Source organism: Capnocytophaga catalasegens, from assembly GCF_026005215.1.
In the GTDB taxonomy this organism is placed as follows: Bacteria; Bacteroidota; Bacteroidia; order Flavobacteriales; family Flavobacteriaceae; genus Capnocytophaga; species Capnocytophaga catalasegens.
This window is the reverse complement of sequence record NZ_BPMA01000058.1, coordinates 1-13,042: the sequence shown is the minus strand read 5'-3', so window position 1 is coordinate 13,042 and position 13,042 is coordinate 1. Positions and strand designations below refer to the sequence as shown.

Genomic DNA, 13,042 nt, shown 5'->3' with positions numbered 1-13,042 from the left:
TAATTACGGATATACAATTAATATTTCTAAAAATATAAACGAAGTCAAAGAATTAGGTCCTGGCAATGCAGACATTATACAAACAGGTTCGGTAGGGAATGCTTATTTCATCACTCGCGTAGGTGAGCCTATCGGGTCGTATTACTTGCCTGTTGTGGAAGGAGTTTTCAAAAATCAAGCAGAAGTAGATGCTTCGCTACATTATGTAGATACGCCTAATAATTACGATTTGAACACGACACGTCTGGGTGATTTCAAGTTTAAAGATGTAAATGGCGATGGTAAGTTAGATATTTTGGATACTGACCGAGCTATTGTAGGGAATTATATGCCTGATTTCACGTATGCTTTCGGAACGTCAGTTACTTACAAAAATGTTGATTTTAAAATAGATTTTCAAGGAGTATATGGCAATGAAATCCTGAACCTTTCACGGCGTTATTTCTATAATCACGAAGGAAATATGAATAACTACGCAGGAGCATTAAATTGTTGGAAATCAGAAACCGACACAGGTGGCGGAATGAATGTAAGAGCAAACCGTGTTAGTAAAGGACAAAATGGAGTTACCTCTACTTGGCACTTAGAAGATGGTTCGTATTTGCGAATTAAAAACATAACACTTGGCTACACACTTCCGAAAGATATTTCTAAATATTTCAGTAATATCCGTGTGTGCTTCGGTTCAGAATTTATATACATTTACCAATTACGAAGGCTACAACCCTGAGGTTTCCAACCGAAGTGCAGCAACCACCAGTGGTGAGGACTATGGTGTGTATCCTTTGGCAAGAATATTTACTTTGGGATTAAACATTAAATTTTAAGAAAGATGAAAAAGATATATACATATATTAGTATAGTTATCGCATTGTGCATAACTTCGTGTAACAAATTCATTGACAGAGAGCCAATTTCAAACCCTACCGAAGCGAATTTCTTTCAAGAGGTAAAAGATTTTGAAGGAGCTATCATTTCCATTTATGATGAATTACAATCATCTGACCAATATTCAGGTCGATTTTTACGCCTAATGGAAGTTCGTGCTGACAATGTTGAAGACCAAAACTCGTCAGCTGCTGGTGGAGTGAATTATGAAATAGAGGCTTTTAATGACACACCTTCCAATGGAAATTTTAGTGCGTCGTGGTTGTCGCTCTATCAAATTGTGTTCAGAGCAAACTTAGTGTTGCAAAACATCAACAAAGTGCCGATGACCGATACCCAACGCAACAATATTGAAGGACAAGCTACTTTTTTACGAGGATTGACGTACTTTAATTTGGTGCGTCTGTGGGGTGAAGTGCCTTTAATTTTACAAACTCAAACCGTAGAAGAGGCTCGAAATAACAAACGTGCTTCCGTAGCGAATATTTACGCACAAATCATCGCCGACTTGCAAAAAGCCAAAAATCTCCCTACCCAATGGAGCGATGCCGAAAAAGGAAGAGCTACGCAATATGCAGCACAGGCTTTGTTGACAAAAGTATATTTATATCAAAAAGAATATGCTTTGGCATTGAATGAATTAACTCCGCTGGTGGCAGCGATTAACTCCGGAAAAATTATTGGATTAGTTCCATCAAATGAAACTTTCCCAAATAGCTTGAAAACCATCAAAGATATTTTGTTTGCCGTGCAATACCTCAAAGGAGGTGTAGGCGAATCGGTATATCAAAACAACCGTTACCGAAATCAAGACGGAGGAGCTGTTATCTCATTACCTCAATCATTATTTGAAGCAAATGACAACCGAAAAGCCTTAGTAGCTCCAACCTCTAACGGAAATCGTCCGTTGAAATTCAATGCCGACCGATTGGGTAATGAAACCAGCGGCGACTTCCCTATCATTCGCTGTGCTGAGGTGATGTTACTCTATGCCGAAGTGGCTAACGAATTGGCTACTTCACCCACGCAAGACGCCTTAGATGCACTAAATGCTGTTCGCTCAAATACAGGTATTACCCAAAAAACATTAAGCGATTTCGCTACCAAAGATGATTTTCGCAATGAAGTCTATTTGCAACGCCGTTTAGAACTCGCCTTGGAGTGCGACCGCTGGTTTGACATTGTACGTACGGGACAATTTTCTACAATCTATCCGAATGTAGATAGCTATCGACAATTATATCCCATTCCTGCTGTCGAAATTGAAAACGTAAATGACAAAACAAATTGGTAAAACACAGGTTATTAGTTAATTAAGAATTTCAAATTACGAATTATGCCAAACGTAATTCGTAATTTGAAATTCGTAAAAAAAATTAGATATGAAATTACGATTTTTAATAATATTATTGTTCGTTTTTTCTCTGCCGATATTCGCTCAAAAAAAACATACACTTACTACTTTCCCTCAAAATAAAATAATGGTGGTAGCTCACCGAGGAGATTGGCGTGAAGCTCCTGAAAATTCGCTTTGGGCAATAAAAAAAGCCTACAAAAAAGGAGCAAATATGGTCGAAATAGATTTGGCAATTACCAAAGATAGTGTGCTGATTTTGATGCACGACAAACTCATTGACCGTACCACCACAGGCAAAGGAAAACCATCTGACTACACATTAGCAGAAATTCAGCAGTTCTACCTGCGAGACGGAGCGGGACACCCAACCGAAATGCGTATTCCAACCCTTGAACAAGCTTTGGAAGTTGCCAAAGGAAAAGTATTTTTGAATTTGGATAAAGCATTTCAGTATTTTGATTTGGTATATCCGTTAGTAAAAAAATGGGATATGGAAGAGCAGGTGCTTTACAAAGGAAAGGTTTCTTACGAAGAATTTAATCAAAAATACGGAACTATTAAAGATAAAATTCATTTTATGCCTGTCATTTGGCTTGAAAAAGGACAAGGTTGGGATATGATAAATGATTATATTGCTAATTATAATGCGTACGAATTTGAATTTACAGTAGGCGACACGGAGCAGTTTCTAATTGATTTTGCTTCACTTCGCAGAAAAGGATTTCGAGTATGGGTAAACTCACTTTGGTTTGACCACAATGCACATCATAATGATGACAATGCACTTGAAAATCCAAATATTTATGATTGGTATGTGAAAAATCAAGTCAATATTGTTCAAATCGACCGAATTAAAGAACTCGTTTCCTACTTAAAACGTAAAAAACTCCACCAAAAACCATAGGTTATATTGCAATATTTTAAAAAATCAGCACCCATTCCTCAGGAAAGAACTCCCAAAGAACAACAGAAACGCTATCAACGGTTGAAATGGCAAATATTTTTCTCAGCAACCTTTGGGTACGGTTTTTATTACGTATGCCGATTGAGTTTGAATGTGGTGAAAAAACCGATTGTCGATAGTGGATTTTTGACCAAATCGCAATTGGGAATCATAGGGTCAGCATTGTTTTTTGCATATGCCGTAGGGAAATTTGTCAATGGTTTTTTAGCAGACCACAGCAACATCAAACGATTTATGAGTGCAGGGTTATTTATCTCTGTCTTAGCCAATTTGATTATGGGATTCACTGACGTATTCCTATTTTTTGTGATTTGTGGGGTGTCAATGGTTGGGTACAATCAATGGGAGCTCCCGCAAGCGTAGTGGCTCTTTCCCGATGGTATAAAGAGAAAGAACGTGGCAGTTTTTATGGATTTTGGAGTACGAGTCATATATTGGCGAAGCACTAACTTATATTCTAACGGCGGTTGTTGCTTCATATTTTGGTTGGCGTTGGGGATTTTTGGCAGCGGCTTGTGTTGGATTTATTGGAGTGGTAATTTTATCGTTCTTTTTTCACGACACGCCTGAAAGTAAAGGACTTCCAGCAGTAAATCCTTCTGTTTCAAAAGAAAAAACATCAGTTTGGACAGCACAAATGGGTGTTTTGAAAAATCCGTATGTATGGATGTTAGCCTTATCAAGCGCCTTTATGTATATATCTCACGATATGCCGTAACCAGCTGGGGACCTTATTATTTTGAGGCAGCCAAAAGATATACACTCACACAAGCAAATACATTGGTGTCTATCAATGCCATCTGCGGAATTTTAGGTACAGCAGCTTCGGGTTTTGTTTCTGACAAATGGTTTAACGGACACCGAAACAAACCAACTCTTATTTTCGGATTGATGAATATAACAGCATTAACACTAATGCTTTACACCGGAAAAAGTTGGATTACAGACATTGCAAGTATGGTGATTTTCGGACTTGCCATAGGGGCGTTAATCTGTTATCTCGGCGGACTTATGGCTACTGACATTGCCTCCAAACAAGCCTCAGGAGCGGCGTTAGGCGCTGTGGGGATAATGAGCTATCTGGCAGCAGGCATTCAAGACATCGCCAGTGGATACCTCATTGAAGGAAATAAAACCATTGTTGATGGACAAACCATCTATAATTTTGAAGCTATTTCCCTATTTTGGATTTCCGCAGCAACCCTTTCAGTAATTTTTGCTCTTTCCACTTGGAAGAAGACGTAAGAGAGTAATGAGAAAAGAGGCAAGCTAGAGTAAGTTTGCTTTTTTTCTTTTAGAAAAATAAAGATAACACTTCTCTTATCTTTTTCAGAGCGAATGTGATTTGATTTTCAACGGTTCGCTTAGAGATGTTATAATGTGTAGTAATATCTTGGTTTGTCATACCTTCTTCACGGCTTAGGGTGAAAATTTCGCGACAGCGATTAGGCAGGTTTTTCAATACCAAATGTACTTTCGATTGTGTATTATCCAAATTTTCTTGCAAAATAACTTCATCATCTATGGCAATGGCTTGAATAGTTTCTATCTGTACCGAATTGAACTTACAATTTCGCAAATGATTATATATTTTATAGCGAACGGCTTTGAACAAATAGGCTTCAATACTTATATTTTCAATAGTTTTGCGTCTGTTCCAATAATCTATCCATACTTCTTGGACTACATCTTTGGCTGTATCTTTATTCATTAAAATGAATTTAGCAAAAACAAACAAAGGTTTCCATAGTAAGTTAAACAATTCCTGAAAAGCCTTTTGGTCGTTTTGCTGTATTTTTTGATGAAGTGAGAAATAGATGAGGTTTGTGTTCATACAACTAAAACAATCACTCTACAAAGGTACAAATAATTTGGCAATTTTATAGCAAAAAGACACTTAATTTTTACTATTTTGTACTATGTAATCCACATTCTTTTTTACTTTTATCTTCCCACCACCAGCGCCCAGCACGGAAGTCTTCGCCTTCTTTTATGGCACGAGTGCAAGGTTGACAGCCGATGCTTATAAAACCTTTGTCATGAAGCGAATTGTAGGGGATACCTTTTTTTCGCAAATAATCCAATACTTCAGTTGTTTTCCAATGCAAAATAGGGTGAAATTTGATAATTTGATTTCCTTCATCCCATTCAACTTGGGGCATTTGTTCCCGATTGGGTGATTGTTCAGAACGTAGTCCTGTAATCCAAACTTTATTACCCAATAACGCGCGTTTTAAAGGTTCTACCTTTCGAATATGACAACATTGTTTTCTAAGTTCGATAGAATCATAAAAAGCATTTATTCCATAGGTTTTCACGTAGTTTTCAATCGATAATGCATCGGGATAGTAGGGTGTAATTTTAGTTTTGTATTGTATATGGGTATTTTCCCACGTGGTATAAGTTTCTGGAAACATTCGCCCTGTGTCAAGTGTAAAAATCTCAATTGAAATTTTATTTTTCAGAATAAAATCGGTAATTACTTGGTCTTCCATTCCGAAACTTGTCGAAAAAACAACTTTTGAAGGAAATTTTTCTGCAAAATATAAAAGACTTTCTATTTCATTAAATTGCTGTATATCAGATAGTATTTTAGGAATATTATTCATAATAATATATAATTTTGAAAATATGTTGTAAGAATTATCTCTGATGATTTGCAAAGGTAAGGATATTCGCAGATAAAAAATAATTTTTTGAAATGAATTTTAGTTATAAATTCTTATTTTTGTATGGGCAGTAAAATGAAATGTACAAAAACAGATAAAACAAAAAAGCCCGAAAAAGCCTTTAAAATAAAGGAATTACACAAAAAAAGCCCGATTTTTTAGGTAAAATGAAATGTACAGCAACCGTAATTATGCGTAATTTTACCGAAAGATTTTAAAGCAAAAAAAGCGCTTATTAAACCCTTACCGTAATTTAACCCTTTAAAATGTACCAAACCCCTTATAAAATAGCCCTTTTGGGGCTTTTTTTATGCTTTGAAACTACTGCTTTGGAACCCGCCAACTGACCATTTGCGTGACCTTACGAAAATGGTAACTACTACCCCGAAAAACAGGTGTTTTGGTAGTTGTTATTATAGTTGTTATTACATTTGCTATTACATTTTTAGAGTTTTACACCCCTATTAAAATGGGGGTGCGGATACAATAAAATAACATTACTCCTGTGTTTTTAAGAATTGCAAGGGGGGTATTACCATTTGAAAAGTAGAATTTAAAAATATAAAATATTGATTTTTAAATATTTATATTTTATATTGATGTATAATAAAGCATTTGCACCGAAAACCGTACATTTTATTTGGTTACGCCTCACCTAAATTAGTACCATTATACCCACAAGCAGGACAATAATTAACGAGTGGATGGTTGTGTTGGCTGGCTTGGTTGAATGGCACGCGCACTTTGAGCTGATGACGACTTTAACGCCTGTATCTCAGCCTTTAAACGCTCATTCTCTGCCTGTAACAAGGCTTTGTTTTCTTCTAAAATAGCTACATTTTTCTCTAATAAAGCATTGTTTTTCTTTAATAAAGCCACTACCTCATTATCATTTGCTGGTCCTACTGATGGTTGGTTTTGCTCATTTTTGAGCATTGGTTCTTTACCAATTAATAGCCATTCTGGATTTAATTCAGGACATTTTGTATATAAAAGCTCCACATCATAAGTATTCCTCGACTTCCATTTTGATAAATTTTGGGCTGGAATTTCTAAAAAACGAGCAAATTCTGCATCAGATTTAAATTTTTTATATTCAATTATCTTGTTTAAAATCAATGTTTTATCCATCTCGATAAAAATTTTATGTAAAAAATGTACTCAAAAATTTGTTTTAATGTACAAAATGTACTTATCTTTGCCACATCAAAACATTGTAACAGATGACAAAAGTAATAGATTTTAACGAGATTGTTCGCATTTGCGAACAAAAAAAGCAAACGGGCGATATTCAAACGCTTTCGAGAATGTTCCGAGTAACTACAGACGCTATAAGAATGAGAATGTCAAGAAAGGACGAGAAAACTTACGAGGCTCTATATCAAATTATAGAGCAACGAGAAAATTTAATACAAAAATATCAAAATCAATAACTTATGATAAAGATAGAAATAAAAATAACCCCCTACCAACACAAAGACCATTATATTATCACAGAACGTAAAAGCCTTTGGGGGTGGGAGTTATCAAAAAAAGAAGTTGTTATTTGGCTATCTCCTCTGGTTTTTTCAGATGCACTGTCAAGGCAAAGCCGTTTGTATAACCTACTTCTTTTGCAGGTGAATAGAAAATACTTTTTACCACATAGCCTTCATCTAAGTGTTTCTGAATAGTTGGGAATGTGTGCGTTGCGGTATATTCTCCTCTTGATAGAGGGGTTATGAATACCACTTCAGTAAGTATAATTTCTTTTTGCATAAGGAAAAATGTTAAAATTAAAATACAAAAATAGTCAAAATTAGCGAGTTATGACAACCTTAATAAACACCATCGAACAAACAATGTCGAGCCGTGAGATTGCTCGGCTAACAGGAAAGAGACACGCCCACGTAATACGTGATATTCGTGAAATCACATTGCAATTTGCTGATTGTCAACGTCAACCCAAATTTGGGTTGTCCGAATACACCTTCAAACGCCAAACTTATATCAATCAGCAGGGGAAAGAATTACCAGAGTACCAACTCAACCAAAAAGAGGTGTTACTCTTGGTTTCGGGTTATAATGTGGTGTTACGTGCAGCTGTTATCAATCGTTGGGTTGAGTTAGAGAAGCAACAGGGTATCCTCAAAGTTCCCGCTCCCAAAACCATCAACGGGGTTAAATGCGTGGCGTACAACTATTGGCTGTTGCAAAACGGCTATTCGCTAACGAGTGGGCAGGTACGGGCAAGGATAAAAAAGTACCCCGAGCAATTTATCAAAACCAAAGACGGCTGGTATATGTCGGAGGCAATTGCCAAATACTTTTTGGACTATCGCAACCCACAGCAACGTATCGCCGAGCTTCCGTATGTAAGCCCAAAGCAATTAAGACTCTTTGACAAGGAGGAACTAAAAGAAATGATTAAATAACGTTATAAATCAATAGAAAATGGCAACAAAAATAGAAAGAAAGAAAGATTTACAAATAGGACATTGTTACAGAACTACGCAAGATTATTTTAAGGTAGATAGTATAGTGAACGGAGAGCCTTACGGAAGTACTTACGACATCTATGAGCCTACTTCTGTAGTTGTAACTCATTACCCTTTGTCTCTTTACGTTGAAGAGATAGGCTGTATAGAGATAAGTGAGGAGGAGTACGAAGAAACGCTACAAAGGATGATTATCAACAATCAAGATACTACTCAAATAGACGATGTAGCAAAAGAATTGGAACGGCTAAAATATCACGAAGCCATTACCGTAGGGCTTTGGGCGATAGACAGGAACCCTAAGGAAGTACCTTACAATTGGATTGTAAAAAATGCGTTTCAGATAGAGGCTACTCGTACCTCCCCCGAATGTAAGTGTTGAAATAGCTGTCTTTTGAGGAGGCTCTCAATAAGCCTCTGAAAATACTCTCAGGAACTCCATAATAAACATAGGTATATCCTGAATGGAATTTAATAAAAAGTTGCTTGGTAAGTGGATTGTAATCCACCGCCCTTATCACGGAAGACCTAACAGAAATCATATCACTAATTTTTAAATTTTTGACGAGGCAAATTTAGTGAAAATCCTGAAAAGCATACACCCCGAGGCAGGTACGGGGCAGGGACAAAGTTTAAAACCATTTAAAGAGGGTTTAAAAAATGTTTGAATATGTAGATAATATATTGTGTGTTTCGGCTTCGTGGCTTTACGGTGAGGGCGAAGTAATGTCAGTAAGTAATTACTGCCAACTACTAAGTCGTAATAAACTAAAAAAGCTGACCACAGGCGGTAACGGTCGCACGGCTTGGGTGGTGTATGCCTCTTTGCCCGAGCGGTTTAAGTCTAAAATAGAGCAAAACCACAACCCATATAAAGAAGTGAAAACCATTGTTTTTGAAGATTATATAAAACCCGATTACGATGCCGAACGCTTTTTTGAGCAATACCTATTGGAGGACGAAGATGGCACGGAACACCTACCCGCCGACCGCATCCGAGAGTACAGCGACAACGCCAAAATACTCAACGCTTGTCACTTTATCGCAACCAACGTAGTGATGCAACGCAAGTTCGGAGGTCGCAAGGAAATGTGGCAAAAAATGGCGGAAATCATTCAGCAATTGCCGTCAAAGGAATACAAACATAAACTACCGAGCAATTATCGGGACTTGAAAGCAAAAACAATGGCGTTTAAAGGAATAAAAACTTGCAAACGCTACCCAACAAAAGGCTATGAAGGGCTGATACACAGCGGATTTATGAACAAAGTAGCTGCTAAACTCGTAGGGGTTTCCGCTGAATGGACACTCGCCCGATGGTGCAATCAAGTGAATGTGTGCGTAAGTCTTTCGCAACTTCACGCCGAATACAACGACAAAGCCGTTGCCGAGGGGTGGAAGCTCATCAAAAACGAAAAAACGTTCTATAACTTTCTGTATGCCGAAGATGTGCAACCGCTGTGGTGGGGGCATCGGTACGGCGAACTTTCTTACAAGGAAAAGTTTGGGTTTCAGCACAAAACCAAAATGCCTACAATGCGGGACAGCCTTTGGTATTCCGATGGAACGAAGCTCAACTACTACTATTTGGACGAAAACGGTAATATGGCAACCTGCCAAGTGTATGAAGTGATGGACGCATATAGCGAGGTGCTTTTAGGTTATCACATTAGCAAAACGGAGGATTACGAAGCCCAATACCGAGCCTTTAAAATGGCGGTACAAACAGCAGGATTTCGCCCCTATCAGATAGCTCACGATAACCAAGGCGGGCATAAAAAACTCAAAAACGGCGACTTTTTAAGCAAAATAGCCCAAGTGCAAACCGCCACTAAGCCCTACAATGGAAAATCAAAAACGATAGAAAGTGCGTTCGGGCGATTTCAAGATGGATTTTTAAAGCGCGATTGGTTTTTTACAGGAATGAACATCACGGCGAAAACTCAGGAGAGCAAAGCAAATATGGAGTTTATCCTCGCCAACAAGCAAAATCTACCTACGTTGGACGAAATCAAAGAGCGGTACGCTCAAAGACGCCGAGAATGGAACGAAGCTCCGCACCCCAAAACAGGCAAACCACGCATTGAAATGTATTTGGAAAGCCAAAATATGGAGACTAAGAAAGTGGAAATTTGGGATATGGTTTCGCTGTTTTGGATTACGAGAAAAGAACCTATCACTTGCGATGCTTACGGTATTTCGTTTCAAGAGAAAAAAGTCAAATACGACTATATGGTATATACACAAAAAGGGTTGCCCGATGTGGATTGGCTCGAAAAGAATATCGGCAAGAAGTTCGTTATCAAGTTCGACCCCGATAATATGGAGTTGATTTACTTATACGAGGACACACCTTTGGGCTTAAAATTGGTAAATGGTGCAGAGATTAAGAAAGAAGTACAACGAAACATTCAAGAGCAAGACACTTTCGATGCTCAATACATCCGCCAAGTACAGCAACTCACGGACGAAAAACGCATCACACGTCGAGACGAAACCGAGGAATTATTGGAGAAATACGGAATGACCGCCGAGCAACAGGGATTGAATTTACCGAATATTAAAGGTATCGAACGCAAACGGAAAACGCCCAAAACATCGCCCAAATCCAAAGACGAATACGGAAAATATCAAAAAACAATTTCCAACACCGATTGGGACGACGAAATGGAGCTTGTACCCATAGAACAACCCCGAAAAAGAACCAAAATAAGCGGTTTAATATAGCGGATAGCTTCCGCAGTGAAAAAAGAGACGTTTAATTTCAAAAATACAAAAATATGACAACGCAGGAAAAACAACAGATAGCCAATGAATTAAAAGTGTTTTGCGACCGTAAAGGAAGCCAACGCAAAGGAGCGAACTCATTAAAAGGCGTTTCGGAAGCTACCGTAACGCACATATTGACCAACAAATGGGATAAAATCGCTGACCGAATGTGGCGGGGTGTAAAGGCTCAATTGGAAATTTCCCGTAGGGATTGGGTTTGCGTGGAAACCTCTATTTATCAGACCTTAACGGAGCTGATAGAAGATGCCCAAGACAACAGCCAAGTACACGCTATTGTCGCCTCAGCAGGAACGGGCAAAACGCAAACAATGAAGCTATACACCGAAAACCACCCCAACGCCTTTATGGTGCAATGCAATGAGTTTTGGAACAAAAAAGCCTTTATGGCGGAATTGCTTTCGGCAATGGGGCGAAAAAGTGGCGGAATGACCATACACGAGATGGTATATGAAGCCGTAAAATATTTAAAATCAATTGAAAAACCCGTGATATTGCTGGACGAGTTCGACAAAGTGAATGACCAGATTTTGTACTTCTTTATCACGTTTTACAACTTATTGGAAGACGATTGTGCCATTATTTTGTGTGCAACGGAATTTTTGCAAAAACGCATTGAGCGGGGCGAAAAACTCAACAAAAAAGGCTATCGCGAAATTTACAGCCGTTTAGGCAGAAAGTTTGTCGATTTGGGCGACATTACCCAGCAGGATTGTATTTTGATTTGTGCCAACAATGGCATTACCGACAAGCAGGACATCAAAAGCGTTTGGCAGGAATGCAACGGCGATTTACGACGTGTGAAAAAGAAAATACACGCATTGAAGCTCGAACGCATTGAAGCCATCGAAACTGAAACCACCTAATCCCTAACCCCTAATAACTGAACAATGGCACAAGCATATACACCCAAACAAGCAATAAATAAAAAATTCAAACTACTACCCTTTGAGGGGGCTTGGAAGGACTTTGTCGGTTGTCCTGCACGAGGGTTCTCTGCGATTATTTGGGGGGTTTCGTCAAGCGGAAAATCATCCTTAGCGATGCAGTGGGCAAGGTACCTCACGCAATTTGGCAAAGTTGCCTACAATTCATTAGAAGAGGGCATTTCTCACACAATGCAAATGAACCTCAAACGTAACTATATGGATAGCGTAGAGGGCAAATTCCTACTAATAGACAACGAGCCTATTAACGAACTTTTGGAACGAATGGAAAAACACAAATCGCCCGACTTCCTAATCATTGACTCCGTTCAATATATGCAAACCGACAAAGAGGAATACAAAAAGTTAAAGCGGTTAATGAAAGAGAAAAACAAGGGGTTGATACTCATCAGCCAAGCAAACGGCAAAGAACCCAAAGGCGAATTGGCAGACTTTGCTCGTTATGATGTGGATTTGAAAATTAGAGTAGAAGGCTACAAAGCCTTTCCAGCAGGACGAATGAACGGAGGAGGCAGTCCGTTTGTAATTTATCCGCAGAAAGCCTCCGAATATTGGGGCGAAGTAGAGAATAACACCCCCTAACCCCCGAAGGGGGAATATAATTATCAATATTTAATGTTCAATTAACAATTAACCAAGTGCGACAAACCCCAACTTCAACGCACGAAGCTCCTCTCCTTCGGAGAGGCGGGGGGTGAGGAATATGACAACCATAGCAAAACAAATTACTTTCCGCCACAAATTGGCGTACTATGCAGAATTGAGCTATCTGCAATACGAGAACCTACGGCATCAGTACTTTTTGGAATGGTGCCGATGCAAATCAAACCAGATGCACGTGCCGTTTTCAGAATTATCAAAAAATGACCACTTGAAAAATTGGTTTGATAGCCAATGGTTGGCAAAAGTAGAATGCGAAATCAAACGTAAGTACGAGCCTTTGGAAGTGTTGA

At 38.4% G+C, this 13,042-nt stretch carries 16 protein-coding genes and 2 pseudogenes; 13 read left to right on the top strand and 5 right to left on the bottom strand.

What is annotated here, in order from left to right; all coding sequences use genetic code 11:
- The 6 genes and pseudogenes from OO775_RS12375 to OO775_RS12350 form a co-directional block, all read left to right on the top strand.
- A pseudogene (locus OO775_RS12375) lies at window positions 1-730 on the top strand (SusC/RagA family protein); the annotation flags it as partial.
- 102 nt (window positions 731-832) lie between these two features.
- The gene (locus tag OO775_RS12370) at window positions 833-2,182 is read left to right on the top strand and encodes a RagB/SusD family nutrient uptake outer membrane protein (RefSeq protein ID WP_264847516.1); all 1,350 of its coding nucleotides are present in this window, start codon (window positions 833-835) and stop codon (window positions 2,180-2,182) included.
- Window positions 2,183-2,270: 88 nt separating this feature from the next.
- Window positions 2,271-3,149: a glycerophosphodiester phosphodiesterase family protein gene (locus OO775_RS12365; protein WP_264847514.1), complete on the top strand. Its 879-nt coding sequence runs from the start codon at window positions 2,271-2,273 to the stop codon at window positions 3,147-3,149.
- A gap of 6 nt (window positions 3,150-3,155) precedes the next feature.
- Window positions 3,156-3,572 (top strand): MFS transporter, encoded by a 417-nt coding sequence (locus OO775_RS12360; RefSeq protein ID WP_264847512.1) that lies wholly within the window; start codon window positions 3,156-3,158, stop codon window positions 3,570-3,572.
- Between the two features lie 52 nt (window positions 3,573-3,624).
- A complete protein-coding gene (locus OO775_RS12355; RefSeq protein ID WP_264847511.1) occupies window positions 3,625-3,927 on the top strand; it encodes an MFS transporter in 303 nt (100 codons plus the stop codon).
- Window positions 3,873-4,454, top strand: coding sequence for an MFS transporter (locus OO775_RS12350; RefSeq protein WP_264847510.1), 582 nt, complete (start codon window positions 3,873-3,875; stop codon window positions 4,452-4,454). The genes OO775_RS12355 and OO775_RS12350 overlap by 55 nt, the downstream gene beginning before the upstream one ends.
- Before the next feature lie 49 nt (window positions 4,455-4,503).
- Here OO775_RS12350 and OO775_RS12345 read toward each other — a convergent pair whose 3' ends face one another.
- The 3 genes from OO775_RS12345 to OO775_RS12335 all read right to left on the bottom strand — a co-directional run bounded on the left by OO775_RS12345 (window position 4,504) and on the right by OO775_RS12335 (window position 7,009).
- Entirely contained in the window at window positions 4,504-5,043 is a 540-nt protein-coding gene (locus OO775_RS12345; RefSeq protein ID WP_264847508.1) for a sigma-70 family RNA polymerase sigma factor, read from the bottom strand.
- A gap of 73 nt (window positions 5,044-5,116) precedes the next feature.
- The gene (locus tag OO775_RS12340; protein ID WP_264847507.1) at window positions 5,117-5,818 is read right to left on the bottom strand and encodes a phosphoadenylyl-sulfate reductase; all 702 of its coding nucleotides are present in this window, start codon (window positions 5,816-5,818) and stop codon (window positions 5,117-5,119) included.
- Between the two features lie 753 nt (window positions 5,819-6,571).
- Window positions 6,572-7,009, bottom strand: coding sequence for a helix-turn-helix domain-containing protein (locus tag OO775_RS12335; protein WP_264847506.1), 438 nt, complete (start codon window positions 7,007-7,009; stop codon window positions 6,572-6,574).
- A gap of 92 nt (window positions 7,010-7,101) precedes the next feature.
- Between OO775_RS12335 and OO775_RS12330 the strand changes: the two genes are divergently transcribed.
- Window positions 7,102-7,311 carry a hypothetical protein gene (locus OO775_RS12330; protein ID WP_264847504.1) on the top strand — a complete coding sequence of 70 codons (210 nt, stop codon included), beginning with the start codon at window positions 7,102-7,104 and terminating at the stop codon, window positions 7,309-7,311.
- A 109-nt stretch (window positions 7,312-7,420) separates the two neighbouring features.
- On the opposite strand, the gene OO775_RS12325 is transcribed toward OO775_RS12330, so the two are convergent.
- Window positions 7,421-7,636: a hypothetical protein gene (locus tag OO775_RS12325; RefSeq protein ID WP_264847502.1), complete on the bottom strand. Its 216-nt coding sequence runs from the start codon at window positions 7,634-7,636 to the stop codon at window positions 7,421-7,423.
- A gap of 50 nt (window positions 7,637-7,686) precedes the next feature.
- On the opposite strand from OO775_RS12325, the gene OO775_RS12320 reads away from it, so the two are divergent.
- Window positions 7,687-8,292: a Rha family transcriptional regulator gene (locus OO775_RS12320; RefSeq protein ID WP_264847500.1), complete on the top strand. Its 606-nt coding sequence runs from the start codon at window positions 7,687-7,689 to the stop codon at window positions 8,290-8,292.
- A gap of 19 nt (window positions 8,293-8,311) precedes the next feature.
- Complete coding sequence (locus OO775_RS12315; protein WP_264847498.1) at window positions 8,312-8,737, top strand: hypothetical protein; 426 nt, start codon at window positions 8,312-8,314, stop codon at window positions 8,735-8,737.
- Here the strand turns inward: OO775_RS12315 and OO775_RS12310 are convergent.
- Window positions 8,706-8,897 (bottom strand): KTSC domain-containing protein, encoded by a 192-nt coding sequence (locus OO775_RS12310; protein WP_264847497.1) that lies wholly within the window; start codon window positions 8,895-8,897, stop codon window positions 8,706-8,708. The genes OO775_RS12315 and OO775_RS12310 overlap by 32 nt on opposite strands.
- A 118-nt stretch (window positions 8,898-9,015) precedes the next feature.
- On the opposite strand from OO775_RS12310, the gene OO775_RS12305 reads away from it, so the two are divergent.
- From OO775_RS12305 to OO775_RS12290, 4 genes and pseudogenes are all read left to right on the top strand, one after another.
- Window positions 9,016-11,082, top strand: a complete 2,067-nt coding sequence (locus OO775_RS12305) for a Mu transposase C-terminal domain-containing protein (RefSeq protein WP_264847496.1) — start codon at window positions 9,016-9,018, stop codon at window positions 11,080-11,082.
- Between the two features lie 53 nt (window positions 11,083-11,135).
- Entirely contained in the window at window positions 11,136-12,008 is an 873-nt protein-coding gene (locus OO775_RS12300) for an AAA family ATPase (RefSeq protein WP_264847494.1), read from the top strand.
- A gap of 24 nt (window positions 12,009-12,032) precedes the next feature.
- The gene (locus OO775_RS12295) at window positions 12,033-12,671 is read left to right on the top strand and encodes a DNA repair protein RadA family protein (RefSeq protein ID WP_264847493.1); all 639 of its coding nucleotides are present in this window, start codon (window positions 12,033-12,035) and stop codon (window positions 12,669-12,671) included.
- 121 nt (window positions 12,672-12,792) lie between these two features.
- Window positions 12,793-13,042: pseudogene (locus OO775_RS12290) on the top strand (hypothetical protein); the annotation flags it as partial.